The following is a 25,866-nucleotide window of genomic DNA, read 5'->3' on the forward strand; positions in this document are numbered from 1 at the left end:
GTAGGGTGCGAACTCGATCGGCCACCCGCGGGTGGCTCCTTGGGGGAGGGGAACCGGAATGAGTCCTGGCAAGAGACGCGGCATCCTGATCGGCGGCGCGCTGCTGGTCGTCGTCACCGTGGTGGCGGCGTTCTTCCTGCTGAACAGCGGGGGTTCGACGCCGGAAGCCGCCACCGGGGAGACGACCGTCGAACGGCCCGGCGCGATCGACCCGAATTCGGCGATCACCGAGTACCTGCAGGACCTGTCCGAGAACAACCCGGACGCGGCGGCCCGGCTGACCGACGACAACGCGGCCGCCGCGGTGACCCTGCGGACCACGCGGAACACGCTGAACCCGAAGTCGGTGGCCGCCAAGCTGACCGTCCTGCAGCCGGCCCCGGCCGGGGCGAAGCAGACCGGCGGCACGTTCAGCATGGCGTGGACGCTGAAGCCGGGCGAGGTCTGGACCTACGACGTGCCGTTCGAGCTCGTGCTGAACGACGGGAAGTGGCTGGTCCACTGGGCGCCGTCGCTGCTGCACCCGAAGCTGGAGGCGGGCCAGCGGCTGGTGGTCAGCACCGCCGCGCAGGACACCGTCGCCGTCGCCGACCGCGACGGCAAGCCGCTGGTCGTCCGCGGGGCCGGCGGCGTGCGGCCGGTCGACGGCAACCCGGCGCCGCTGCTGCGCTCGGCGCTCACCGGGCAGGTCACCGCCGCGGCGGGCGCGGGCTTCGCCGTCGAACGCGTCGATGCCGCAGGCAAGAGCGTCGAGCGGCTGTTCGGGAAGGTGGCGGAGGACGGCGCGAAGCCGCTCGTGACGAGCCTGAGCCTCGGCGCGCAGAAAGCGGCCCAGGCCGCGGTGGACGGCTACCAGGGGTCGGCGATGCTCGTCGCCCTCGACACGGGCTCGGGCGACATCCTCGCCGTGGCGCAGAACGCCGCCGCCGGCGACGCCCCGAAGGCGCTCAACGGCCTGTACGAGCCGGGGTCGTCGTTCAAGATCGCGACGTCGGTGGCGGCGGTCCAGCAGAGCGGGCTCACGGCGACGTCGCCGGTCGACTGCCCCGGCGTGGCGACGATCGGCACCCGGACGGTCAAGAACGAGGGCTTCGAGCTGGGCGCGACCACCCTGCAGACGGCGTTCGCGCGCTCCTGCAACACGACGTTCGGGCAGCTCGCGCTCGCCCTGCCCGCGGACGGGCTGAAGAAGGCGGCCGACGAGCTGGGCCTCAACGCCGACTTCGAGATCCCCGGCATCAACACCGAGCTCGGCAAGGTCGAACCGGCGGCGAGCAAGGACGAGCAGGTCGAGGACGGGTTCGGCCAGGGCCGCATCCAGGCGAGCGCCCTCGGCGGCGCCCTGATGGCCGCCACGGTCGCCGGCGGCAAGGCGATCACGCCCCGGCTGTGGCACGACCTGGAGACCACGGTGGTCAAGGGCTATTCGCCGCCGCCGTCGTCCGTGCTCGCCGAGGTGCGGAAGCTGATGCGCGCGGTGGTGACGAGCGGTACGGGCCACGCGGCGGCCGCGGCCGGGAACGTCTTCGGCAAGACGGGCACCGCCCAGTTCGGCGACGGTTCGAACGCCACGGGCTGGTTCGTCGGCTACCGCGACAAGGTGGCGTTCGCGGTGGTCCTGGAGAACTCGAACGACTCGGGCCCGGCGGTCCAGCTGGCCACGAAGTTCCTGAAGGCCCTCTGACCCGGGCACTTTCACGTGAAAGTGCCCCGCCCTGGTGGGCACTTTCACGTGAAAGTGCCCACCGACGGTTCGGCGCCGGGCGAAGTGTGGCGGCCGTAGCGTGGGGGCATGGAGACGATCGCGCTGGCCGAGGTGGCCGCGGTGCTCGCCGAGCCGAGCCGGGCCACCATGTGCCTCGTGCTGCTGGACGGGCGGGCCTGGACCGTCGGCGAGCTCGCGAAGGCGGCCGGGATCGCGCTGTCGACGGCCAGTGAGCACGTCAGCCGGCTGGCCGGCGCCGGCTTCGTCGTCCGGGTCAAGCAGGGGCGGGCCAGTTACGTCCGGATCGCCGACCCGCGGGTAGCCGAGCTGATCGAGCACCTCGCCCAGCACGCCGAGCACCGGCCGGTGACCGGCCTGAAGTCGTCGCTGCGGGCGCGGCGGCTCGGCTTCGCCCGCACCTGCTACGACCACCTCGCCGGCGAGCTCGGCGTCGCCCTGCGCGACGGCATGCTCGCCGCCGGCCTGGTCGGTACCGCCGATGGGCTGACGCTGACCCCGCGCGGCCGCGCGGTGCTGGAGGAGCTCGGCGTGCCGGTCGCCGCCGGGCGAAGGCCGCTGCTGCGGGACTGTCTGGATTGGACGGAGCGCCGCGACCACCTCGCCGGTGCCCTGCCCGCCGCCCTGCTCGACCGGGCCGTCGACGCCGGCTGGGTGGCCAGGGACGACCACCGGGCGGTCAAGGTCCTCCCCGCGGCGGGGGAGCCCTTCGCCGCGCTCGGTGTCGATCTCGATCTCGACCTGCTCGCGAGGCCCTAACACACGGTGTCTCCGGCACCAAGCAGCGGTACACGAACGAGTTAATCCCTGCGCCTCACTATTCTGAGGGCCCCACGGCACTCGGGAGGAGGCGGGCATGAACCAGCTTCCCGTGCTGCTCGGCGTCGGCGGCGTCGTGCTCCTCGCGTCCGTGCTGGCCGTGCGCGTGTCGATCCGGCTCGGCCTGCCCTCGCTGCTGCTGTACCTGGGGATCGGCGTCCTGCTGGGCGAAGCCGGCTTCGGCATCCGGTTCGACAACCCCGAACTCACCCAGTCGCTCGGCCTCGCCGCGCTCGTCATGATCCTCGCCGAAGGCGGGCTGACCACCCGGTGGTCGGCGGTGAAACCCGCGCTGGGCCGCGGAATCGCACTGTCCACAGTGGCCGTCGTGGTGAGCGTCGCGGCCACCGGCGCCGCCCTGCACTGGCTGCTGGGCCTCGACTGGCGGCTGGCCCTGCTGTGGGGCGCGGTGCTCGCCTCGACCGACGCGGCCGCGGTGTTTTCGGTGCTGCGCACGGCGGGAATCGGAAAACGGCTCACCGGCGCGCTCGAACTCGAGTCGGGGATCAACGACGCGCCGGCGTACATCGCCGTCGTGGTGCTGGCCGAAGGCACCACTGTGGACTGGACGCTGCCGCTGCTGGTGGTCTACGAGCTGACGGCGGGCCTGGTCATCGGCCTGGCCTTCGGCTGGCTCGGCGGGATCGCGCTGCGCCGGGCCGCGCTGCCGGCGACCGGTCTCTACCCGCTGGCCACGGTCGCGGTGTGCGTCGTCGCGTACTCGTCCGGGCAGCTGCTGCACGCGTCCGGGCTGCTCGCCACCTACGTTGCCGCGCTGGTGCTCGGCAATTCGCGGCTGCCACACCGGTCGGACACGCTCTCGTTCGCCGAGGGGCTCGGGTGGCTGGCGCAGATCGGGCTGTTCGTGCTGCTCGGCCTGTTCGCCTCGCCGGGCCGGCTGCTCGACGCGATCGTGCCGGGCCTGGTCGCGGGCGCCGTCGTGCTGCTGCTGGCGCGGCCGCTGTCGGTCGTGCTGTCGATGCTGCCGTTCCGCCTGCCGTGGCGGGAACAGGCGTTCCTGTCGTGGGCCGGGCTGCGCGGTGCCGTGCCGATCGTGCTCGCCATGATCCCGCTGTCGCAGGGCCTGCCGGGCGCGCAGCGGCTGGTCGACGCGGTGTTCGTGCTGGTCATCGTGCTGACGCTGGTGCAGGGGGCGACGCTCGGCCCGCTCGCGCGCAAGCTCGGGCTGGCCAAGAAGTCCGAGGCGCACGAGATCGAGGTCGACTCCGCGCCGCTGGACGAACTGGGCGCGGAACTGCTGCAGGTCCGCATCCAGCCGGGGTCGAAGCTGCACGGCGTGTACCTGTCCGAGCTGCGGCTGCCCATCGGGGCGACGATCAGCCTGGTCGTCCGCGACGGCGCGGGCTTCACGCCGCAGAAGACCAGCCGGCTGCAGGAGCACGACCAGTTGCTGGTCGTCACGACGAGCGCCGTCCGCGACGCCGTCGAACGCCGGTTGCGCGCGGTCGACCGGGCCGGGCGCCTGGCCCGGTGGAAGGGCGAGTCCGGCCGGTAATTCACACACAGTCTTCCCTGTAGTCCCTCTTTTGGCTTAATGTGCGCTCGTTCGAGTGAACATTGCCGGAGGAGTGCGTGCGGTGAACGTTTCGGTGCGAATGGCGGGCCTGGCTGCTGCGGTCATCTCGGCGGTGGGGCTCGCCGCCACCCCGGCGTCCGCCGCGCCGTTTCCGGAGCTGACGTTGCCGTTCGCGGCCGGCCAGCAGGTCTACTCGGCGGGCGTCCACTCCGACGACGGCAGCACCGGCGTCAAGAACGCCATCGACTTCAGCCCCGCCGACGGGACGGTCCGGGCGCCGCTGGCCGGCACGGTCCGCCTGCAGCACTGTGCGGGCGGTGACTGGGTGACCCTCGATCACCCGGGTGGGTGGCGGACGGGCTACTACCACCTGGAGGGCATCCGCGTCACCGACGGTGAGCAGGTCGAGGCCGGCGCGGTCCTCGGTTCGACCGGGAACGCGCTGCCGTGCGGCGGCAGCAGCACGGGCGCCCACGTGCACTTCACGCTCTGGACGCTCCCGGACGCGGCGGCGGGCGACTGGGACGGCGTCGCGTTCGCCCGCCTGTCGACGACGGTCGCGGCGGCCCTCGGCGAGCCGATCGACGGCAAGACCCTGGGCGCCTGGCGGTTCGCGGCGGGGTCGGAGCAGTACTCGGGCACCGCGACGCACGTCGCGGAGGGCGTGGTGGTCCAGCTGCCGGGCCGCTTCCGCGCGAGCCGCTGACCGCGCTGCCACTCACCCTCTGTGAGCGCCGTCTCAGAATGTGAGGCGGGACTTGGCCGGCGACGGCCTTCTCGGTTACCTTCTGGCTCAGGTCATGAGTGCCAGCGCGAAGCCCCGGCTTGCTGGCCGGCAACCCTCCAACCGCGGTGGGGTGCCCCGGGTGAAGACCGGGCCGGTCGCGCCGTGCGACGGGCAAGCGCGGGCCCCTCGCCGGGGTCCCCCGGATCGCCGAGGAGGCACCCCGATGACTCTCGCCATCGACCGCACCCAGCTCGAAACCCGCGGAAACCACGCCATCCCCGCCGTCGCGGGCGCGGCGCTGCGAGTGCCGCTGGTGACCGGGGAAACCATCGGCTACGCCAACCTCGACCACGCCGCGAGCGCCCCCTGTCTCGACGCCGTCCGCACCAAGGTCGACGAGTTCCTGCCCTGGTACGCCAGCGTCCACCGCGGCGCCGGCTTCGCCTCGCAGGTCTCCACCAAGCTCTACGAGCGCACCCGCGACGTCCTGCGCCGCTTCGTCGGCGCGCGGCGGACCGACACCGTCGTCTTCACCCGCAACACCACCGATTCCTTCAACCTGCTCGCGCGCAGCCTGCCGCGGCACACCACGGTCGTCGTCTTCGACACCGAGCACCACGCCGCTCTCCTGCCGTGGCAGGGGCCGAACGTGCGCCGGATCCCGACCCCGCGCACCCGGCTGGCCGCGGTGTCCGCTGTGGACGAAGCACTCGCCGACGCCCCGCAGGGACCGCGGCTGGTCGTCGTCACCGGAGCGTCCAATGTGACCGGTGAGCTGCTCCCGGTGGCGGAAATCGCCGCCGTGGCGCGGAAACACGGCGCCCGCGTCGCGCTCGACGCCGCCCAGCTGGCCCCGCACCGCCGGATCTCGATCAAGGACTTGGACGTCGACTACGTCGCCCTGTCCGGCCACAAGCTCTACGCCCCCTTCGGTGCCGGCGCGCTGATCGGCCGCGCCGACTGGCTGCGTGCCGCCCGTCCGTACCTCGCCGGCGGCGGCGCGACCAAGCTCGTCACCGAAGACGCCGTCGTCTGGAACACCGGCCCGGAACGCCACGAAGCCGGCTCGCCCAACACCGTCGGCGTGTACGCGCTCGGCGTCGCGTGCGAGACCCTGAGCGAGAACTGGGCCGCGATCGAAGACCACGAGCAGGCCCTGCTCGCCCGGCTGCGCAAGGGTCTCGAGAGCATCCCGGGCTGCGCCGAGCTGCGGCTGTTCGACGCGCCGGTCGACCGGGTCGGCACGGTCAGCTTCGTCGTCGACGGCTTCGACCCCGGCTGGCTCGCCGCCGTGCTGTCGGCCGAGTACGGCATCGGCGTCCGCGACGGCGCCTTCTGCGCCCACATCGCGGCCAAGCGCTTGATCGGCGTCACCGGCGGCGACGGGCAGCAGGCGGTCCGCGTCAGCCTCGGCCTCGGCAGCACGGAGGAGCACGTCGACCGCGTGCTCCTGGCCCTGCGCCAGATCGTCGCGCGCGGCGCCCGCTGGGAGTACGCGAAGGTGGACGGCCGCTGGGCGCCGGTCGGCGACCCGCGGGAGCTGCCGCCCTTCTGCTGAGCGCTAGCCTGGGCGGATGGGGAGAGGGCCGCGTTTCTGGTTTCCGCTGGCACTGCTGGGATTCGCCGAGATCGGCCTGGCTGCGGTGCAACTGCTGGCGCGCCGCAGCCAGGCCCAAGCCGAAGCCGCGAACCTCCTGCTCCGGCCGGCTGTCCCGCCCGGCACCACCGAGTACAGCCGCGCGCTGTGGCTTCCCCTGGACGACTTCCACACGACGGGGAATCCCTTGCCCAGCGGACCCGCGTGGCTGGTCGCGCTCGGCCTGCTCGTCCTCGCCGCGTACGAGCGCAGCCGGTTCATCCTGGTGACGACGGCCGCGTTCGCCCTGGTCGCCGTGGTGCTCTCGGCGGACATGGCGGGCATGCTGGCCTCGGCCATTATCCTCCTGGCCGCCGCCTTCGTCGCCCTGCTGCGGCAGAAGCCCCGGATACCCTGACCCGATGGGGAGTCCGCGGAGGTCCTGGTTCCCGTTGGCCGCGCTGGGGTTCGCGCTGCTCGTGCTGGTGGCCGTCGAACTGGTCCCCGCCCCCAACAAGAGCACGCTGAACGGGGCCGCCGACAACGCGCTCAGCGGCACCGGCCTGGCGAGTGAGCAGCGTTCGGTCGCCATCGCCGTCGCGTACGACGTCGTGCCGTCGGCGACGCTCGGCTGGCTCGCCGGCCTCGCCTGCGTGGTCCTCGCCGTCGCCGCCTGGTACTGGCGGCAGCTGCGGCCACCGCGCCCGGGCCGGTTCGTCCTCGGCACGCTCGGGGCGCTGGCCGCCGTCCCGCTGCTCGACCTGGCCGGCGCCCTCCAGTTCCGGCTCGACGGCGACGTCCGCGGCCCGCTGCTCGCGACGCTGGGCCTCCTCGTGCTGGCGGCCTACGAGCGCAGCTGGTTCCTGACCACCGTCGCCGGGGTGTTCGCACTGGTCGCGACGCTGTTCGAGCCCCCGGCCGCGGGCGCGCTCGGCGGGGCGGGCGTCCTGCTCGCGGCCGCGTTCGCCGTGCTCCTGCGGCCGCGTCCGGACGGGCCCGCCGCGGCCTGACCAGCGCCGTGGACAATGGAGCGGTGAGCACCGAGCCCAGCCACTCCGAACCCGACACCGCCGCGCCCGCCGAAGCGGTGCCCGACACCGCGGCCGATCCTGCGGCCGACGCGCCCGAGAACCCGGAGGTCCCGGCGAAGCCGCTGCTGCCGAAGCGGCGGGTCGGCTGGGTCTTCGCGGTCGCCGTCGTGTTCTGGGCGATCGACCTGGTGACGAAGAACCTGGTCGTCGCCAACCTGGAGGGCAAGGAGCCGGTCCGGATCCTCGGCGGGCTGATCTACCTGCAGGTGATCCGCAACCCGGGTGCCGCGTTCTCGATGGCCACCGGCATGACCTGGGTGCTCGCCCTCGTCGCGCTCGCCGTCGTCATCGCGATCGTCTGGCTCTCGCGGCGGCTGCGCTCGATCGGCTGGGCGATCGGCCTCGGCCTCGTGCTCGCCGGCGCCACCGGCAACCTGACCGACCGCATCTTCCGCGCGCCCGGCGGGCTGCAGGGCCACGTCGTCGACTTCATCTCGGCCTTCGCCCCCAACGGCAAGGGCTTCGCGATCTTCAACATCGCCGACTCCGCGATCTGCGTCGGCGGCGCCCTGATCGTGCTGCTGTCCCTGCTCGGCAAGGACTACGACGGCACGTCCACCAAGGACAAGAAGAAAGAGGAACAGGCGTGAGCTCGCGGATGCTCCCGGTGCCCGACGGGCTCGACGGGATGCGGGTCGACGCCGGCCTCGCCAAGCTGCTCGGCCTGTCCCGCACGGTCGTCGCCGAGCTCGCCGAAGCCGGCGACGTGCTGCTCGACGGCCGTCCCGCGGGCAAGTCCGACCGCCTCTCCGGCGGCGGCCTGCTCGAGATCACGCTGCCCGAGCCGGCGAACCCGGTCGAGGTCGTCGCGCAGCCGGTCGAGGGCATGCAGATCCTGCACGACGACGACGACATCGTGGTGATCTCGAAGCCGGTCGGCGTCGCCGTGCACCCGAGCCCCGGCTGGACCGGCCCGACCGTGGTCGGCGGGCTCGCCGCGGCAGGCCTGCGCATCGCGACCTCGGGCGCGGCGGAGCGCCAGGGCGTCGTGCACCGGCTCGACGCGGGCACCACCGGCGTGATGGTCGTGGCCAAGAGCGAGCACGCGTACACCGTGCTGAAGCGCGCGTTCAAGGAACGCACGGTCGACAAGGGCTACCACGCGATCGTCCAGGGCCACCCGGACCCGACGCGCGGCACGATCGACGCCCCGATCGACCGCCACCCCCGCCACGACTACAAGTTCGCCGTGGTCCAGGGCGGCCGCCCGAGCGTGACGCACTATGAGGTCGTCGAGGCGTTCCGCGCCGCGTCGCTCGCGCACATCAAGCTCGAAACCGGGCGGACGCACCAGATCCGCGTCCACTTCTCGGCGCTGCGGCACCCCTGCGTCGGCGACCTGACCTACGGCGCGGACCCGGTGCTGGCCCGCCACCTCGGCCTGAGCAGGCAGTGGCTGCACGCGAAGACGCTGGCGTTCGCGCACCCGGCGGACGGCCGCTGGGTCGAGTTCGAGTCGGAGTACCCGGACGACCTGGCGAAGGCACTGGAGATCCTGCGCGACGAGAGCTACTAATCCTCGATCGACCAGGTCAGCGTGCGCTCGTCCGGCTCCGGCCGCGGGCTCCAGCGCACCGAGACCACGCGCGTGGCGTCCGGCAGGACGTACACGGTGTGGCCGCCCAGCGTCTCGCCCGGCTTGACGCCGATCTTGTGCGGCGGCCGGGACGTCAGCGACACCGGCGCCTTGCCGATCGCCGTGCCGTCGGCGGCGAGCAGCTCGAGGTAGTTGTCCGGCAGCGACGCGAACGGGATCGCCCCGCGGTTGGTGATCTCGGTGTGCACGACCACCGCGCGCTCGCCGTCCTCCAGGCGGTACCCGGCCGCGCTGAACAGGTAGTCGGCCGGGTCCTGGACCTCCAGCAGCTGGACCGACAGCTGCTCGCCCTCCAGGCCCTGGGTCTCCATGACCTCGCCCAGCTTGCCGCGCTTGCCGGCGGCGGGCCCGGTCGGCCGCGCGGGCTCGTCGCCGCGCGCCCATGACGCCGTCTGCGGGACGCCCCACGTGCTCACCGCCGGGTCGAGCGGCACCGGCGGCGGGGTGAACGGCCGGGGCGGCTGCGGCGGCCGGGGCGGCGGGCCGGGGTAGCGCCCGGACGGCGTGCCCTGGACGTTGTGCGGCCCGGATGGCGTGCCCTGGACGTTGTAGGGCCCCGAAGGCGCGCCTTGGACGTTGTACGGCCCCGAAGGTGCGCCTTGCACGGTGTACGGCCCCGAGGGCGCGCCCTGGACGTTGTACGGCCCCGAAGGCGTGCCCTGGACCGGCGGCGGCATCGGCGGGCCGGGCTGCGGCGGCGGGGCCGGCTGCTGCGGGACGGGCGGCGCGAACTGCTGCTGCGGCGGCCGGTTCGCCCACGACGGCGGCGCGCCGGCGATGGCCGCGCGCAGCCCGTTCGGGTCGCTTTCGACGCCGACGAGCAGGGGCAGCCCGCTGCCGGAGAGGGCGACCAGCCGGTAGGCGACCTCGCGGGGATCCATGCCGACCTTGGCCGCGAGCTCGTGCACCGCGGCCTTGCCGAGGTCGGCGAGCGCGGCGAGCAGGCGGGTATCCACGGGATCGGTCACGGCCACCCCTCGAACGCTACCGCCTCGCCGTTCCGCGGTGCCGCAGGCCGTCCGCCCCGGGCGAACGGTCCGCCGTTTCTGTCGGTGATCTCCGTTAGGGTCGGCCGGGAGCACAACAGTCGAAGCTGGGGGTCCTGCCATGACCGCGGTCACCGAACTCGCCGACGAGTTCGTCGAAGCGCTGTTCGCCGCCGATCCGCTGACGCCCGCGCTGCTGGGCATCCGGCCGGCGGAGCCCGGGCTGGCGGACGTGTCCGCCGAGGCCGAGCAGGCGTTCCGGGCCCGGCTCGCGGCGTTCCTCGAACGCGCCCGCGCACTGGAGGCGGACACCGCCGAGGACCGTCTCACCCGCGAGGTCCTCATCACCACGGCGGAAAACCGCATCGCGGCGATCGACAGCCGGATGACCGAGTTCACGGTCACCGACCTGTCGATCGGGCCCGCGGCCGGCCTCCTCATGACGCTGCCGATGACGACCGTGACGGCGGGCGAGGCCGCCGAGGCCCAGCTCGGCCGGCTGGCCGCGGTCCCCGGCCACCTGCGCCAGGCCGCGCGGCGGCACGCCGAAGGCATCGCCGCCGGCCTGCTGCCGGTGGCCCACCTGGTCGACGCCGCGGTCGCGCACCTCGACCGCTACCTCGCCGAGCCCGACGCCGACCCGCTGCGCCGCCAGCCCGCGCCGGACGAAGAGTTCGAGCGGCGGCGCGAGGAGCTGCTCGCCGACGTCGTCCGGCCGGCCTTCGCCGAGTACCGCGAATTCCTGGTCACCGAGGTCAAGCCGCACGGGCGGCCCGCCGACCGGCCCGGCCTGCCGTGGCTGCCCGGCGGCGCGGAGACCTACGCCCGCCTGGCGCGCACGCACACGACCACCGACCTCACCCCGGAAGAGCTGCACCGGATCGGCCTCGACACCATCGCCTCGCTCGCCGTCGAGTACCGCGAGCTGGGGCAGAAGGTGTTCGGCACCGACGACCTCGCCGAGATCTTCCGCCGCCTGCGTACCGACCCGGACCTGCGCTGGCGCAGTGCCGAAGAGCTGCTCGAGACCGCCCGCACGGCCGTCGCCCGTGCCACCGCGGAGGCCCCGAAGTGGTTCGGCCGGATCCCGGAGCAGCAGTGCACGGTCGAGGCGGTGCCGTCGGAGGTCGCCCCCGGCGCGCCCGCGGCCTACTACCTGCGCGCGGCCGCCGACGGGTCCCGGCCGGGGATCTACTTCGCGAACACCCACGAAGCCACCGAGCGGCTGCGGCACATGGCCGAGACCACCGCGTTCCACGAAGCCGTGCCGGGGCACCACTTCCAGATCAGCATCGCCCAAGGGCTCACCGAGCTGCCGCTGCTGCGCCGCATCGGCATGTTCAACGCCTACGTCGAGGGCTGGGGGCTCTACAGCGAGCGCCTCGCCGAAGAGATGGGGCTCTACTCCGACGACGTCGCCCGGCTCGGCATGCTGGCCGGCGATTCGCTGCGGGCGGGCCGGCTGGTCGTCGACACCGGGCTGCACGCGCTCGGGTGGAGCCGGCAGCAGGCCGTCGACTACCTGCTGGAGCACACGCCCGAGGCGCGCGCGGAGATCGAATCCGAGGTCGACCGCTACATCGCCTGGCCGGGCCAGGCGCTCGGGTACATGGTGGGGCGGCGGGAGATCCAGCGCGCCCGGGCCCGCGCCGAGCAGCGGCTCGGCTCGCGGTTCGACGTCCGCGCGTTCCACGACCTCGTGCTGGCCGGCGGCCAGCTGCCGCTGTCGGTCCTCGCCACCGTCGTCGACGAGTGGGTGGCCGGGCACGGCGACACCGTCGACGGCCTGGCCAACGAGCTCGTCGAGCTGTCGTTCGAGCAGGAGCCGCTGCACCCGTCGGTCCTCGGCCTGCCCGCCGACCACGACCGGCTCGGTGACCAGAGCCGGGCGGCGCAGGAGCGGTTCCGCGCCGCGTACACGGATCTGGCCGCCCGCGCGCGGGCGCTGGCCACCGAAGGCCTGACGCCGGACGAAGCCGTCACGCGCGAGGTCGTGATCGCCTCCGCCGAGGTCGAGGCCGACAGGCTCGGCGCGCGGGCCGCGGACATCGCGGTCAGCGACGGGCTCACCGCGCCCGCGCTCGGGCTGCTGATGTACCTGCCGTACTACAAGCTCGACGACGAAAAGAAGGCGCGCGGCTACCTGGCCCGGCTCGCCGCGATCGAGCCGTTCCTCGCCGAGCTCACCGAGCGCCAGCGCGAAAGCCTGGCCGAAGGGCTGGTACCGCCGGCGTACCTCGCCCGCGTCGGCGTCGAGTACATCGACCGCTACCTCGGCGCGCCGGAGGGCGACCCGCTGAAGGTGGGCACGACCGCGGCGGTCGAGGGCTTCGAAGCCGAGCGCGACAGGCTGCTCGCCGAGGTCGTCCACCCGGCGTACGCGCGCTACCGGGACTTCCTGCGCACGGAGGTCGAGCCGGCCGGGCGGCCCGACACCGCCCCGGGCATCTCCCACCTGCCGGGCGGCGCCGAGCGGTACGCCGCCCTGATCCGCGCCGAGACGACCACCGAGCGCACCGCACAGGAGCTGCACGAAACCGGTCTGGCGCTGATCGAGCGGCTCGGGGCGGAGTACCGCGAGCTGGGCGCGAAGGTGTTCGGCACCACCGAGCTGCCGGAGATCTTCGAGCGCCTGCGCACCGATCCGGCGCTGCGCTGGCGGGACGGCGAGGAGCTGCTGTCGGCGGCCCGGGACGCCATCGCCCGCGCCGAAGCCGTCGCGCCGCGGTGGTTCTCGCGCATCCCGGCGGAGAAGTGCGAGGTCGCGCCGGTCCCGGAGGCCGACGCGGCGAGCGGCACCATCGCGTACTACCTTCAGCCGTCGCTCGACGGCACACGGCCGGGCACGTACTACGCGAACACGCACGAGGCGGAGAAGCGGCCGCGGTTCACCAGCGAGGCGATCGCGTTCCACGAAGCCGTGCCGGGGCACCACTTCCAGCTCAGCCTGGCGCAGGAACTGCGTGACCTGCCGCTGCTGCGGCGGATCGGCATGTTCAACGCCTACGCCGAAGGCTGGGGCCTCTACGCCGAGCGGCTCGCCGACGAGATGGGGCTGTACTCCGACGACGTCGCGCGGCTGGGCATGCTCACGCAGGATTCGATGCGGGCGGGCCGGCTGGTCGTCGACACCGGGCTGCACGCACTGGGCTGGAGCCGGCAGCAGGCGATCGACTTCCTGGTCGACCACACGCCGATGGCGCGGCTGGAGATCGAAGCGGAGATCGACCGGTACATCGGCTGGCCGGCGCAGGCGCTGGGCTACATGGTGGGCCGGCTGGAGATCCAGCGGCTGCGCGCCGAAGCCGAGCAGGCGCTGGGCGAGGCGTTCGACATCCGCGGCTTCCACGAAGTCGTGCTGGGGCACGGCATGCTGCCGCTCTCCGCGCTGGCGAAGGTGGTCGGGGACTGGGTGGCCGGGCAGCTCGACACGCCCGGCAGGCTGGCCGACGAGCTGCTCGCGCTGGACTTCGAGCGGCAGCCGCTGTTGCCGTCGCTGTACGGCCTGCCCGGCGACCACGGCCGGCTGCCCGATCCCGGTGCGGAAGCCGAAGCCCGGTTGCGCGCCGGCTACGCGGCGATCGCCGCGCGCGCCGAAGCCCTCGACACCACCGGGCTGCCCGCCGACGAGCGCGTCACCCGCGAAGTCGTGCTCTCCCAGGCGAAAGCGGCCATCGACGAGATCGACTCCGGCCGCGCCGACATCTCGGTCAGCGACGGGCTCGGCGCGCCCGCGCTGCAGCTGCTGCTCTACCTGCCGCAGACGGTGCTCGACGACGAGCCGAAGGCGCGCGGCTACCTCGCCCGGCTCGCCGGAATGGGCGAATATCTCGACGCGCTGGTCGAGCGGCAGCGCGCCGCTGCGAGCGAGGGGCGGGTGCCGCCGGGCTTCCTGGTGCGCGTCGGCGTCGAGTACGTCGACCGCTACCTCGGGGCGCCCGAGAACGACCCGCTGCGGGTCACCCCGGCGTATGCGCTCGAAGGCTTCGAGACCGAACGCGATCGCCTGCTCGCCGAGGTCGTCCGGCCGGCGTACCGGCGCTACCGTGACTTCCTGGCCGATGAACTCGCGCCGGTGGCCCGGCCCGAGACGTCGCCGGGCATCGGCGCCCTGCCGGACGGCCAGGAGCGGTACGCCGCCCTGATCCGCGCCGAAACGACCACCGACCGCACGGCGGGGGAGCTGCACGAAACCGGGCTCGCGCTGATCGAGAAGCTCGCCGGCGAGTACCGCGAGCTGGGCGGGAAGCTGTTCGGCACCACCGATCTCGGCGAGATCTTCGACCGGATCCGCACGGACCCGGCGCTGCGCTGGCGGGACGGCGAGGAGCTGCTGGCCGGGGCCCGGGCCGCCATCACCCGCGCGGAAGCCGTGGCCGGCCAGTGGTTTTCGCGGGTGCCCACCCAGAAGTGCCAGGTCGCGCCGGTGCCGCCGGCCGACGCGGCGAGCGGCACGATCGCGTACTACCTGCGGCCGTCGCTCGACGGCACACGGCCGGGCACGTACTACGCGAACACGCACGAGGCGGAGAAGCGGCCGCGGTTCGCCAGCGAGGCGATCGCGTTCCACGAAGCCGTGCCGGGGCACCACTTCCAGCTGTGCCTCGCCCAGGGCCTCACCGATCTGCCGCTGCTGCGCCGGATCCTGCACGTCAACGCCTACGGCGAGGGCTGGGGCCTGTACGCCGAGCGGCTGGCCGACGAGATGGGGCTGTACTCCGACGACGTCGCGCGGCTGGGCATGCTGACCCAGGATTCGATGCGGGCGGGCCGGCTGGTCGTCGACACCGGGCTGCACGCGCTCGGCTGGAGCCGGCAGCAGGCGGTCGACTACCTCGCCGAGCACACGCCGATGGCGTTGCTGGAGATCGAGGCGGAGATCGACCGGTACACCGCCGACCCGGGCCAGGCGCTGGGGTACATGGTGGGCCGCCTGGAGATCGAGCGGCTGCGGGCCGAGGCCGAGCAGGCGCTGGGCGCGGCGTTCGACGTCCGCGAGTTCCACGACGTCGTGCTGGGCAGCGGCACCCTGCCGCTGCCGGTGCTGGCCGGCGTCGTCGCCGAGTGGGTGGCGCAGCGCCGTGACACCCCCGACAAGCTCGCCGACGAGTGCCTGGAGCTGATGTTCGAGGCGCAGCCGCTGTTCCCGTCTCTGTACGGGCTGCCGGGCACGCACGACAAGCTCGCCGACCAGTCCGCCGAGGCCGCCGCCCGTCACCGCGCCGGGTTCGCCGGGATCGTCGCCCGGGCGGGGGCGATCGACGCGGCGACGCTGACGCAGGAGGAACGCGTCACCCGGGACGTCGTGAAGTGGCACGCGCGCACCCTGATCGACGTGCTGGACTCCGGCCGGGCCGACATCGCGGTGAGCGACGAGCTGGCCGCGCCGGCCCTCGAGCTGCTGATGCTGCTGCCGCAGACGATCGTCGACGACGAGGCCAAGGCCCGTGGCTACCTGAGCAGGCTGGCCGCGATCGGCACGTACCTCGACCAGCTGATCGAGCGGCAGCGGGCCGCGCTCGTCGCCGGCCTGACGCCGCCGGCGTTCCTGGCCCGCGCCGGCGTCGGCTACGTCGAGCGGTACCTCGCCGACCCGGACAAGGACCCGCTGAAGGTCCCGGTCCACGGCCTCGAAGCCGAGCGCGACCGGCTGCTGGCCGAGGTGGTGCGGCCGGCGTACGGGCGGTACCGCGACTTCCTGGCCGAGGAGGTCGTCCCGGTGGGCAGGCCCGAGACGTCGCCGGGCCTCGGCGACCTGCCGGGCGGGCCGGAGCGTTACGCGGCACTGATCCGGGCCGAGACGACGACCGAGCGCACCCCGCAGGACCTGCACGACACGGGCCTGGCGATCATCGAGCGGCTGGCGGGGGAGTACCGCGAGCTGGGCGCCGAGCTGTTCGGCACGACGGACCTCGCGGAGATCTTCGAGCGGATCCGCACGGACCCGGCCCTGCGCTGGCGCGACGGCGAGGAGCTGCTGGCCGCTGCCCGGGCGACGATCACGCGGGCGGAAGCCGTGGCGCCGCAGTGGTTCTCGCGTGTCCCGGAGCAGCGGTGCGCGGTCGCCCCGGTACCGAACGCGGACGCCGACTCCGGCCTGATCGCGTACTACATCGAGCCGTCCCTGGACGGCTCGCGGCCGGGCACGTACTACGCCAACACGTGCGAGGCGGAGCAGCGGCAGCGGACGCTGGGGGAGGCGGTGGCGTTCCACGAAGCCGTCCCCGGGCACCACTTCCAGCTGACGCTGGCCCAGCAGCTGACGGACGTGCCGGTGCTGCGCCGGATCGGCATCTTCACCGCGTTCTGCGAGGGCTGGGGCCTCTACGCCGAGCGCCTGGCGGACGAGATGGGCCTGTATTCGGACAGCACGGCCCGCCTGGGCCTGCTGACGCAGGACTCGATGCGCGCAGCGCGCCTGGTGGTGGACACCGGGCTGCACGCCCTGGGCTGGAGCCGCCGGCAGGCGGTCGACTACCTGGTCGCGAACACGCCGATGGCCCAGATCGAGATCGAGGCGGAGATCGACCGCTACGCCGGCCACCCCGCGCAGGCGCTGGGGTACATGGTGGGCCGCCTGGAGATCGAGCGCCTCCGAGCCGAGGCCGAGCGCGAGCTGGGCGAGCGGTTCGACATCCGCGAGTTCCACGACACGGTGCTGGGCAGCGGAACCCTGCCACTCCCGGTCTTGGCGGACGTGGTGGCGGATTGGGTGGCGACCCGCGCCGCGAAGGACGTCAAGTGACGCGAAGACGCGCCGGAGGGCGTGCGGCGCCGGCGGGTCCGGTCGGTGGCGCGGGCGGTCGGCGGCGAAGTTTGGTCGTGGCGGCGCCAGCCGCCCCGGATGAGGAGTGCACGTGACCTGGCTCGAACTTGCCGACGACACGCCGTTCGGTCTCGCGAACCTGCCCTATGGCGTCTTCTCCGTCGGTGGTGCGCCCGAGCGGCGGGTCGGGGTGCCCGTCGGCGATCAGGTGCTCGACCTGACCGCCGCGGCCGCCGAAACCGCCGCTTCCTTCGCGCCGCTGCTCACCGCCGGGGTGCTCAACCCGCTGCTGGCCGCCGGGCCCGGCACCTGGCGCGAAGTCCGCGAGAGCCTCACCGAATGGCTCACCGAACCCCGCTACGCCGATCAGCTCCGGCCGCACCTGGTGCCGCTGGCCGAGGTCACCACCCATCTCGCGGTCGAGGTCGCCGACTACGTCGACTTCTACTCCAGCGAGCACCACGCCCTCAACGCCGGCAAGATCTTCCGCCCGGACGCCACCGAGCTCCCGCCCAACTGGAAGCACCTGCCGATCGGCTACCACGGCCGGGCCGGCACCGTCGTCGCGTCCGGCACGCCCATCGTCCGGCCGCACGGGCAGCGCAAGCCCCGCAACGCCGACGCGCCCTCGTTCGGCCCGTCGCAGCGGCTGGACATCGAGGCGGAGGTCGGGTTCGTCGTCGGTACCCCGGGCACCCGAGTGTCCACAGCGGACTTCGCCGACCACGTGTTCGGCGTCTGCCTCGTCAACGACTGGTCGGCGCGCGACATCCAGGCCTGGGAGTACCAGCCGCTGGGCCCGTTCCTCGGCAAGTCGTTCGCGACGTCGGTTTCGCCGTGGATCGTCCCGCTGGCCGCCCTCGAACACGCGCGCGTCGACGGGCCGCCGCAGGACCCGGAGCCGTTCGAGTACCTGCGCACCTCCGAAAAGTGGGGGCTCGACCTGGCCATGGAGATCCGGCTCAACGGCCACCTGGTGTCGAGCCCGCCGTTCGCGACCCAGTACTGGACGGCCCCGCAGCAGCTCGCGCACATGACGGTCAACGGCGCGAGCCTGCGCACCGGCGACCTGTTCGCCTCGGGCACGGTCACCGGCCCGGAGCGCGACCAGCGCGGCTCGTTCCTGGAGCTGTCCTGGGGCGGCCGGGAGCCCCTCGAACTGCCGGGCGGCGTGACGCGGACGTTCCTCGAGGACGGCGACGAGGTGGTCATCGGCGCGACCGCGCCCGGCCCGGGCGGCACCCGCATCGGCTTCGGTGACGTGCGGGGGACGGTGGTCGCGGGTGGATAGTGGCGGTGCCCATATCCGCAGGGGCCGGGCAGCGCGCATAATGACCTGCGACTAAGCGCTTGCTCACCACGGGAGGATGCCCATGAAGATCGGGACCGGGATCAGCTACTCCGGCGGCTTCGCCGAAAGCGTCGCCGACGTCGTCGAACTGGAGAAGGCCGGCCTCGACGTCGTCTTCGTGCCGGAGGCGTACTCGTTCGACGCGGTCAGCCAGCTCGGCTACCTGGCCGCGAAGACCGAGCGCGTCCAGCTGGCGTCCGGGATCTTCCAGATCTACACCCGCACGCCGACGCTCACCGCGATGACCGCGGCCGGCCTCGACTTCGTCTCCGACGGGCGGTTCATCCTCGGGCTCGGGGCGTCCGGCCCGCAGGTCATCGAGGGGTTCCACGGCGTGAAGTACGACGCGCCGCTGGGCCGCACCCGCGAGATCGTCGACGTCTGCCGCCAGGTGTGGCGCCGCGAGCGCGTGGTGCACGAGGGCAAGCACTACACGATCCCGCTGCCGCCGGAGCAGGGCACCGGCCTCGGCAAGCCGCTCAAGCTGATCAACCACCCGGTCCGGGAGCGGATCCCGGTGCTGCTGGCCTCGATCGGGCCGAAGAACGTCGCGCTGACGGCCGAGATCGCCGAGGGCTGGCAGCCGATCTTCTTCCACCCGGAGAAGGCGGCCGACGTCTGGGGCGCGTCTCTGGCCGAGGGCAAGGCCAAGCGTGACCCGGCGCTGGGCGAGCTGGACACGTTCGTCATGACCGCGTTGGCGATCGGCGACGACGTCGAACCGCTGCTCGACCACATGCGGCCGATGGTGGCGCTGTACGTCGGCGGGATGGGCGCGCGGGGCAAGAACTTCTACAACGAGCTCGCGTGCCGCTACGGCTACGAGGCCGAGGCGAAGCTGATCCAGGACCTGTACCTGGACGGCAAGAAGGAGGAGGCGGCCGCGGCGGTCCCGCTCGAGCTGCTGCGCGCGATCTCCCTGGTCGGCCCGGCCGGCTACGTGAAGGAGCGCGTGGCGGCCTTCGCCGAGGCCGGCGCGACGACGCTGATCGTGAACCCGCTGCAGCCGGGCCGGGAAGCCCGGGTGGCGGCGGTGTCCCAGCTGCGCGAGCTGATCGGCTGACCACGCCACCCGACCCGGCGGTCGTGAGTGAAAAGGCGCGTTCTCACCCGCCTTTTCATTCACGACCAGCCGCGGCAGACCGCTAGGCCGGTGTCGCGTAGACCGCCACGCGCGTGTCGCTGAGGCCCGTGCTGTCGTAGGTCCCGTCGCTCGTGATCAGCCGCAGCTCCGGGCCCGGGCCCTCCGGGGCCACCAGCGTGCCGTCCGGCTCGTCCGCCGGGAACACCGCCGTCTTGCGGACCGTGAACCGAAGCTGCCGGCCCTCGGCGTCGCGGACCGTGACCGTCGCGCCCGGCTTGAGCCGGCCCAGGAACGCGAACGCGCCCGGCGAATACCCGAAGGCCGAGTGCGCCGACAGCACCGCCACGCCCGGGGTGCCCGGGGCCGGGCCGTCGGCGAACCAGCCGACGCCGCGGGCCGTTCCCGGCTGCTCGCGACGGCCGCCCGGGGTGACGCCGAGGGCCACCACGTGGTTCAGCTCCAGGCCGAGGTCGGGGATCAGCAACGCGGCCGGCGGGGCGGCGGCGGGCCGTGCCTCGTTGTTCGCGGCGGCCGGCGGGGCCGGCGCGAGCACCGACGTGACGCCGAGCAGGACGCACCCGAGCCCGGCCACGACCGCGAGCATGACGGCGGCCGGCCGCACGAAGCGCTCGGGCCGTTGCATCTCTTTCCCCTGCTCCACGCCGGTTCCGATGTCCGATCAATCGCCGGACGCTGCCTGGCGTTACCGAATCGTGTCCAGTTGTACCCTGGTTCACTCGATCGGGTTATCTCACTGTGACCTTCGCGTCAGAAACACGCCCCCGGAGGGCGGCAATCGCGGAAATGTCCGGCGAAACGGCGTGAGTTCGGACATCATTGCTGGTTTCGATCCGGGGAACTGGGATATTCACCAGGCGGAAGTGAGGTGCGGCGAGCAGTGCGAAAAAGGGAAGAGCCCGCGGTGGGCGTGCTGGACGTCGGTTCGTTCAGTGCCCGGCTCGTGGTGGTGCCGGTCGACGGCTCACCCCGGGAACCGCTGGTCAACCACCAGACGCGGCTGCGCCTGGACCGCGAGCTCGACGTCCGCGGCCGCCTCTCCGACCGCGGCATCGACGCCGTCACGGCCGCCGTCGCCGCGGGCATGACCACGGCGTACCGCCACGGCGTCAGCGACGTCTACCCGCTCGCGACCTCCTCGATCCGGGACGCGGCCAACGCGGCGGACGTCGTCCGGCACGTCGCCGGCGAAACCGGGGTCGAGCTGCGGTTCCTCTCCGGCCGCTGCGAGGCCGAGCTGACCTACCTCGCCGCCCGGCGCTGGTACGCCGCCGAGCCGGGGCCGATGCTGGTGCTCGACATCGGCGGCGGCACGGTCGAACTGGCCGCCGGCTCCGGCGAAAAAGCCACCTTCGCGCGCTCGCTGCCGCTGGGGGCCCGCTCGATGACACGGGACTGGCTGCCGTCCGAGCGCGTGTCGAACAAGCAGGTCAAGGCGCTGCGCGCGCACGCGCTCGACGTCGTCACCACCACGCTGGGCGCCGCCGACGTCGACGACCCGCGGGTCGTCGGCTGCTCGAAGGTGCTGCAGCAGCTCGCGCGGCTGGCCGGCGCCCGGCCGGGCAAGTGCAAGGAACTGCGGCTCGACGACCTCCGCGCGTGGATCCCGCGGCTCGCCGCGCTGCCGCCGTCGAAGCGCGCCGAGCTGCCGGGCATTTCCCGCAGCCGCGCCCACCAGGCCCTGGCCGGCGCGATCGTCGCGGAAGCGCTGCTGACCGTCGCCGGCGGCAAGGTGACGATCTGCCCCTGGTCCACCCGCGACGGCCTGCTGCTCACCCTCCAGGACAAGGCGGCGGGCAGGCGCGCGGCCTGATCCGCTGGCCCTGACCGGGAAAACCGGGTATTCCGGAAAGCATGAGCGAGCAGCAGCGCCTCCACGGCCGTGACGACGAAGACGAAGAGCTCCCGAAGCTCCCGACGCCGGGCAAGCTGACCCACGACGTGCCCACCGCCCCGGACCCGGACGTGAGCCCGGGCGGGACCGAGGAGATCCCGGCCCCACCCGGACGAGAGGCCGCTAGCGACCTTCCTCAGTGAGAGTTATTCAGCCGTCGGCCGCCGCATGACTTCGGCGGCGACCTGCGGTTCCGCGGTGGAGGCGGCGGCCTAACCAGAATAACTCTCAGTGATCGGGTTCGACGGCTCCGCGTACTGACGCACCTTTTCCGAGTCGCGCCGCATGGGGGCGCGGCCCGGCGGCTGCTTCGGCGGCTCGCCCGCGTCGATCTTCGGGATCGCGAACCGCTGCGGCTCCGGGGTGAGCGTGATGCGCTCGCCGTGGTGCAGCACGTCGATCGGCTCGCCGTCGAGCACGTGGTAGGTGGCCTGGTCGGGGTCGATCTCGACCTGGAACCGGGTGCCGCGGAACATCAGCCGGAAGGTGATCCGGCCCAGCTGCGCGGGCAGCCGTGGCGCGAACGCGAGCGTCCCGCCGTGGTCGCGCAGCCCGCCGAACCCGGCCACCGCGCCCTGCCACGCCCCGGCCAGCGACGCCATGTGCAGGCCGTTGCGGACGTTGTTGTGCACGTCGTGCAGGTCGGTCAGCGCCGCTTCGGCGAGGTAGTCGTACGCCAGCTCGAGGTGGCCGACCTCGGCCGCGATGACCGCCTGCGTCCCGGCCGACAGCGAGGAATCGCGCACGGTCCGTGCTTCGTAGTAGGCGAAGTTGCGGGCCTTCTCCTCCTGGCTGAAGGAATCGCCGCACAGGTGCAGCGCCAGCACCAGGTCCGCCTGCTTCACGACCTGCTTGCGGTACAGGTCGAAGTACGGGTAGTGCAGCAGCAGCGGGTAGTGCGCCTGGTCGGTGTTCTCGTAGTCCCACTCGTCGTGGTCGAGGAACCCCTCCGACTGCGGGTGCACGCCGAGTTCGGCGTCGTAGGGCAGGAACATCGCCGCGGCGGCCGCGCGCCAGGAGTCCAGCTCGACGGTGTCGACGCCGAAGCGTGCCGCCACGTCGGGGTGCCGCTCGCACGATTCCGCCGCCGCCTGCAGGTTCCGCCGCGCCATCAGGTTCGTGTAGACGTTGTTGTCCGCCACGGCCGAGTACTCGTCCGGGCCGGTGACGCCGTCGATGCGGAAGGTGCCGTGCCGGTCGTGGTGGCCCAGTGACGCCCACAGCCGCGCGGTTTCCAGCAGCAGTTCGGTGCCGTAGTCGCGTTCGAACTGCTCGTCGCCGGTCGCGTTGAGGTAGCGCACGACGGCGTCGGCGATGTCCGCGCTGACGTGGAACGCCGCCGTGCCGGCCGGCCAGTACGCCGAGCACTCGGCGCCGTTGATCGACCGCCACGGGAACGCCGCGCCGCGCAACCCCAGCTGGTGCGCGCGTTCCCGCGCCTTGTCCATTGTGGAGTGACGCCAGCGCAGCGCGTCGCGCGCCGCGTCGGGGATCGTGTAGGTGAGCACCGGCAGGACGAAGGATTCGGTGTCCCAGAAGGCGTGCCCGTCGTAGCCGGGCCCGGTCAGCCCCTTGCCGGCGATCGCGCGGCTTTCCCCGCGGGCCCCGGCCTGCAGGATGTGGAAGAGGGCGAACCGGACGGCCTGCTGCAGCTCGGGATCGCCCTCGATCTCGATGTCCGACGTCCGCCAATAGTCGTCGAGGAACTCGCGCTGCTCGGTGAGCAGGCCCTTCCAGCCCGTCTGGCGGGCGCCGGCCAGCGCCGCCTCGACCTGCGAACGCAGCGCCGGCACCGAGCGCTGCGCCGACCAGCCGTAGGCGAGGAACTTGGTGATCCACAGCCGCCCGCCCTTCGGCACGTCGACCGCGACGGTCAGCCGGGCGAGGTCCTCCTCGGCGTGGATGCGGGCGCGGATCCCGTCGTCCACCTCGATCTTGTGGTCCATCGCCGCGGCCATCCGCAGTCCGGACCGGCGGGTCTGGTGCACCAGCACGGCGTTGTACTCCGACGCGCGGTGGAACTGGCCCACCAGCGGGGATTCCAGCGCGGCGGCGACCCGCGGGTCGCTGGTGTCGGACTCGATCGGCTCGTTGGCCAGCAGGTCGGACTGGACGACCAGCTGCAGGTCCTCGTCGAGCGGCTCGACCTCGTAGCGGATCGCGGCGATCGCGCGCTGGGTGAACGACACCAGCCGCTCGGTGCGCACGCGGACCCGCCGCCCGGTCGGCGACGACCATTCCGTGGTCCGGCTCAGCGTGCCCTTGCGGAAGTCGAGGACGCGGTCGTGTGCGGTGGCCGCGCCGTAGCGCATGTCGAGCGGTTCGTCCTCGACGAGCAGCCGGATGATCTTGCCGTCGGTGACGTTGACGACCGTCTGGCCCTCTTCGGGGTAGCCGTAGCCCGCTTCGGCGTAGGGGAGTTCGTGCTGCTCGTAGAAGCCGTTCAGGTACGTGCCGGGCAGCCCGCGCGGCTCGGCCTCCTCGAGGGTGCCGCGCAGGCCGATGTGGCCGTTGGACACCGCGAACGCCGATTCGGTGCGCTGCAGGGCGTCGACGTCCATGCCGCGCCACCGCAGGGCCCAGGGCGCGCACTCGTAGCCGTGCGGTTCGGTCATCGGTCCTCCAGGAGGTCGGCCAGGTCGTCGACGACGATGTCGGCGCCGTGCGCCCGCAGTTCCGCGGCCTGGTCGGCCCGGTTCACGCCCACGACGTACCCGAAGCCGCCGGCCTTGCCGGCCTGGACGCCGGACTGGGCGTCCTCGAAGACGGCCGCGTGCGCGGGTTCGACGCCGAGCGCCGCGGCGCCGGCCAGGAACGAGTCCGGCGCCGGCTTGCCCTTCAGGTGCTGTTCGCGGATCACGATGCCGTCGATGCGGGCCTCGACGTACTGGCTCAGCTCGGCGCCGTCGAGCACCTTGGCGCCGTTGGCCGACGACGTCACGACGGCGATGCGCAGGCCGGCGGCCTTGACGGCCTGGAGGTAGCGCACCGAACCGGGGTAGGGGTTGACCCCGCGCTCGTCGATGATCTTGAGGACCAGTTCGTTCTTGCGGTTGCCGACGCCGTTGACGGTGGGGGCGTCCACCGGGTCGTCCGGGGTGCCCTCGGGCAGCACGATCCCCCGTGACCGCAGGAACTCCCGCACGCCGTCGGCGCGCGGGCGGCCGTCCACGAAAGCCGCGTAGTCGTGGTCGGTGAACTCCGCGAACCCGGCGCCGTCACGGGCGCGGAGGAACTCGTCGAACGTCCGTTTCCAGGCCTCGCGGTGGAGGATCGCCGTGCCGGTCAGCACTCCGTCGAGGTCGAACAAGCAGGCGGTGATGGTCTCGGGCAATCCCGTCATGCCCGCACGCTACCGGTGTTCGCGGTCGTTCGCGGCGTGTGGCCGAACTCGGTGAATGAGTTCGTGCACGGTCGCGTCCGCCAGCCGGTAGCGCACCACACGGCCGGTGCGTTGCGGTGTGACCAGGCCGTGGGCCCGCAGCAGCCGCAGGGCCTGCGACACCGCGGTGTCGGTCATGCCGGTGGCCGCGGCGAGGTCGGTGACGCTGATCTCGCGGGCGTAGTGGATGCAGACCAGCAGGGCGAGCCGCGAGGGGTCGGCGACCACGGAGAAGCGCCGGGCCCATTCGTCGATGACGGCGCGGTCGCCCAGACCGTCGACCGCCGCCGCGACGCGTTCCGGGTCGATCAGCTTGCGGTCGGTGTCCACCCCCGGATGATTCCACCCCGGTCGCGGGCCGACCACCGGTGGCCTGGGTCACGCGGTGCTTGACGCTCGTCGTCCCGCGGGCGACCCTGGGATTAAGACAGCTGTCATAGTCGAGGAGCCCGGATGACCGACGTCGAAGCCCAGGTCCGTTCGAAGACCATCACGTGGCAGGACCCCCTGGAAGCGGCTCGGCTGGGCGCCACGATGTCCGGCCTGGAGTACATGCGGGCGATCGCCGACGGCAGCGTCCCGCCGGCCCCGATCGCGGCGCACTTCGGCATGCGCTGGGAAAGCATCAAACCCGGCGAGGTCGTCGCGGTCGCCGAACCGGACGAGTCCCTGTACAACCCGATCGGCATGGTCCACGGCGGCGTGGCGGCGACGATGCTGGACTCGGTGGTCGGCTGCGCGGTCCACACGACACTCCCGGCCGGCGTCGGCTACGCGTCGGTGGAGCTCAAGGTGAGCTACCTGCGCGCGATCCACGCCGGCCGCGGCGAAATCCGCGCGACGGGCCGCGTCGTGAAGGAGGGGTCCCGGATCGCGTTCGCGGAGGGGGAGATCCGCGACGCCGAGGGCAAGCTGCTGGCCACGGCGTCGGGGACCTGCGTCATCACCCGCTGATCGGCTGCTTGACGTCCCAGTGCTCGACGAGCAGGCCGTCCTCGACGCGCAGGATGTCGACGACCGCCATCCCGGCCACGTGCAGGTGCGCGACGACGAGGTCGTCCTCGGCGACGACGTGCCGGATCACGGCGGTCGCGCCGGCCAGCGGCGAGTTCTTCACGGCGTCGGTGAACGCCTCCCGGCCAGAGGGCAGGCCCGGGCTGTGGGTGACGAAGTCGGGGTGCAGTGCGGCCTTCGCGGTGTCGAAGTCCTTGTGCACGAACAGGTTCTCCAGGCAGGCGAGGACGATCATGCGGTTCTTCGCGGCTTCGCTCATGCCGCCGATGCTGCTCCCCGGCACACCGGACGTCGATTACGC

At 72.9% G+C, this 25,866-nt stretch carries 21 protein-coding genes and 1 riboswitch; of the genes, 15 read left to right on the forward strand and 6 right to left on the reverse strand.

Features of this window, described 5'->3' with window-relative positions; all coding sequences use genetic code 11:
* The first annotated feature begins 58 nt into the window (after positions 1–58).
* The 9 genes from BLW76_RS18295 (at position 59) to BLW76_RS18335 (ending at position 8,989) form a co-directional block, all read left to right on the forward strand.
* The gene (locus BLW76_RS18295; protein WP_091308833.1) at positions 59–1,684 is read left to right on the forward strand and encodes a penicillin-binding transpeptidase domain-containing protein; all 1,626 of its coding nucleotides are present in this window, start codon (positions 59–61) and stop codon (positions 1,682–1,684) included.
* A 108-nt stretch (positions 1,685–1,792) separates the two neighbouring features.
* Positions 1,793–2,482 carry an ArsR/SmtB family transcription factor gene (locus BLW76_RS18300; protein ID WP_091308835.1) on the forward strand — a complete coding sequence of 230 codons (690 nt, stop codon included), beginning with the start codon at positions 1,793–1,795 and terminating at the stop codon, positions 2,480–2,482.
* A gap of 97 nt (positions 2,483–2,579) precedes the next feature.
* Positions 2,580–4,058, forward strand: a complete 1,479-nt coding sequence (locus BLW76_RS18305) for a potassium/proton antiporter (protein ID WP_091308837.1) — start codon at positions 2,580–2,582, stop codon at positions 4,056–4,058.
* Between the two features lie 82 nt (positions 4,059–4,140).
* On the forward strand, positions 4,141–4,785 hold the full coding sequence (locus tag BLW76_RS18310; RefSeq protein WP_244170208.1) for a M23 family metallopeptidase: 645 nt from the start codon (positions 4,141–4,143) through the stop codon (positions 4,783–4,785).
* A gap of 90 nt (positions 4,786–4,875) precedes the next feature.
* A riboswitch (SAM riboswitch) is annotated at positions 4,876–4,990 on the forward strand.
* Positions 4,991–5,029: 39 nt separating this feature from the next.
* Positions 5,030–6,364 (forward strand): aminotransferase class V-fold PLP-dependent enzyme, encoded by a 1,335-nt coding sequence (locus BLW76_RS18315; protein ID WP_091308840.1) that lies wholly within the window; start codon positions 5,030–5,032, stop codon positions 6,362–6,364.
* Positions 6,365–6,380: 16 nt separating this feature from the next.
* Positions 6,381–6,800, forward strand: coding sequence for a hypothetical protein (locus BLW76_RS18320; protein WP_091308842.1), 420 nt, complete (start codon positions 6,381–6,383; stop codon positions 6,798–6,800).
* Between the two features lie 4 nt (positions 6,801–6,804).
* Positions 6,805–7,392: a hypothetical protein gene (locus BLW76_RS49170; RefSeq protein ID WP_208613328.1), complete on the forward strand. Its 588-nt coding sequence runs from the start codon at positions 6,805–6,807 to the stop codon at positions 7,390–7,392.
* Between the two features lie 23 nt (positions 7,393–7,415).
* Positions 7,416–8,063: a signal peptidase II gene (lspA, locus tag BLW76_RS18330; RefSeq protein WP_425266007.1), complete on the forward strand. Its 648-nt coding sequence runs from the start codon at positions 7,416–7,418 to the stop codon at positions 8,061–8,063.
* On the forward strand, positions 8,060–8,989 hold the full coding sequence (locus tag BLW76_RS18335; protein ID WP_091308846.1) for an RluA family pseudouridine synthase: 930 nt from the start codon (positions 8,060–8,062) through the stop codon (positions 8,987–8,989). The genes lspA and BLW76_RS18335 overlap by 4 nt, the downstream gene beginning before the upstream one ends.
* Here the strand turns inward: BLW76_RS18335 and BLW76_RS18340 are convergent.
* Positions 8,986–10,044 (reverse strand): AsnC family protein, encoded by a 1,059-nt coding sequence (locus BLW76_RS18340; protein ID WP_091308848.1) that lies wholly within the window; start codon positions 10,042–10,044, stop codon positions 8,986–8,988. The two genes, BLW76_RS18335 and BLW76_RS18340, sit on opposite strands and share 4 nt — an antisense overlap.
* A gap of 133 nt (positions 10,045–10,177) precedes the next feature.
* Here BLW76_RS18340 and BLW76_RS18345 point away from each other — a divergent pair, with 133 nt between their 5' ends.
* From BLW76_RS18345 to BLW76_RS18355, 3 genes are all read left to right on the forward strand, one after another.
* Positions 10,178–16,801: a DUF885 domain-containing protein gene (locus BLW76_RS18345; protein ID WP_091308851.1), complete on the forward strand. Its 6,624-nt coding sequence runs from the start codon at positions 10,178–10,180 to the stop codon at positions 16,799–16,801.
* A gap of 106 nt (positions 16,802–16,907) precedes the next feature.
* Positions 16,908–18,113: a fumarylacetoacetase gene (fahA, locus tag BLW76_RS18350; protein ID WP_091308854.1), complete on the forward strand. Its 1,206-nt coding sequence runs from the start codon at positions 16,908–16,910 to the stop codon at positions 18,111–18,113.
* A gap of 82 nt (positions 18,114–18,195) precedes the next feature.
* Positions 18,196–19,236 carry an LLM class F420-dependent oxidoreductase gene (locus tag BLW76_RS18355; protein WP_091308856.1) on the forward strand — a complete coding sequence of 347 codons (1,041 nt, stop codon included), beginning with the start codon at positions 18,196–18,198 and terminating at the stop codon, positions 19,234–19,236.
* An 82-nt stretch (positions 19,237–19,318) separates the two neighbouring features.
* Here the strand turns inward: BLW76_RS18355 and BLW76_RS18360 are convergent, their stop codons facing one another.
* Complete coding sequence (locus BLW76_RS18360) at positions 19,319–19,900, reverse strand: class F sortase (RefSeq protein WP_091308858.1); 582 nt, start codon at positions 19,898–19,900, stop codon at positions 19,319–19,321.
* A 255-nt stretch (positions 19,901–20,155) separates the two neighbouring features.
* Between BLW76_RS18360 and BLW76_RS18365 the strand changes: the two genes are divergently transcribed.
* Both BLW76_RS18365 and BLW76_RS18370 read left to right on the forward strand, forming a co-directional pair.
* Positions 20,156–21,088, forward strand: coding sequence for a Ppx/GppA phosphatase family protein (locus tag BLW76_RS18365; RefSeq protein ID WP_208613329.1), 933 nt, complete (start codon positions 20,156–20,158; stop codon positions 21,086–21,088).
* 41 nt (positions 21,089–21,129) lie between these two features.
* Entirely contained in the window at positions 21,130–21,312 is a 183-nt protein-coding gene (locus BLW76_RS18370; RefSeq protein ID WP_091308863.1) for a hypothetical protein, read from the forward strand.
* Between the two features lie 69 nt (positions 21,313–21,381).
* Here BLW76_RS18370 and BLW76_RS18375 read toward each other — a convergent pair whose 3' ends face one another.
* Genes BLW76_RS18375 through BLW76_RS18385 form a run of 3 tightly spaced genes read right to left on the reverse strand, consistent with a single transcriptional unit; the run spans position 21,382 to position 24,881 of the window.
* Positions 21,382–23,784, reverse strand: a complete 2,403-nt coding sequence (locus BLW76_RS18375; RefSeq protein ID WP_091308865.1) for a glycoside hydrolase family 65 protein — start codon at positions 23,782–23,784, stop codon at positions 21,382–21,384.
* Positions 23,781–24,512 (reverse strand): HAD family hydrolase, encoded by a 732-nt coding sequence (locus tag BLW76_RS18380; RefSeq protein ID WP_091308866.1) that lies wholly within the window; start codon positions 24,510–24,512, stop codon positions 23,781–23,783. Before BLW76_RS18380 ends, BLW76_RS18375 begins: the two co-directional genes overlap by 4 nt.
* Positions 24,513–24,521: 9 nt before the next feature.
* Entirely contained in the window at positions 24,522–24,881 is a 360-nt protein-coding gene (locus tag BLW76_RS18385) for an ArsR/SmtB family transcription factor (protein WP_091308869.1), read from the reverse strand.
* A 123-nt stretch (positions 24,882–25,004) separates the two neighbouring features.
* On the opposite strand from BLW76_RS18385, the gene BLW76_RS18390 reads away from it, so the two are divergent.
* Complete coding sequence (locus BLW76_RS18390) at positions 25,005–25,505, forward strand: PaaI family thioesterase (RefSeq protein WP_091308872.1); 501 nt, start codon at positions 25,005–25,007, stop codon at positions 25,503–25,505.
* Here the strand turns inward: BLW76_RS18390 and BLW76_RS18395 are convergent.
* Positions 25,495–25,824: a nuclear transport factor 2 family protein gene (locus BLW76_RS18395; RefSeq protein ID WP_091308875.1), complete on the reverse strand. Its 330-nt coding sequence runs from the start codon at positions 25,822–25,824 to the stop codon at positions 25,495–25,497. The genes BLW76_RS18390 and BLW76_RS18395 overlap by 11 nt on opposite strands.
* Positions 25,825–25,866 lie beyond the last annotated feature (42 nt).

It is taken from the genome of Amycolatopsis tolypomycina (genome assembly GCF_900105945.1).
In the GTDB taxonomy this organism is placed as follows: domain Bacteria; phylum Actinomycetota; class Actinomycetes; order Mycobacteriales; family Pseudonocardiaceae; genus Amycolatopsis; species Amycolatopsis tolypomycina.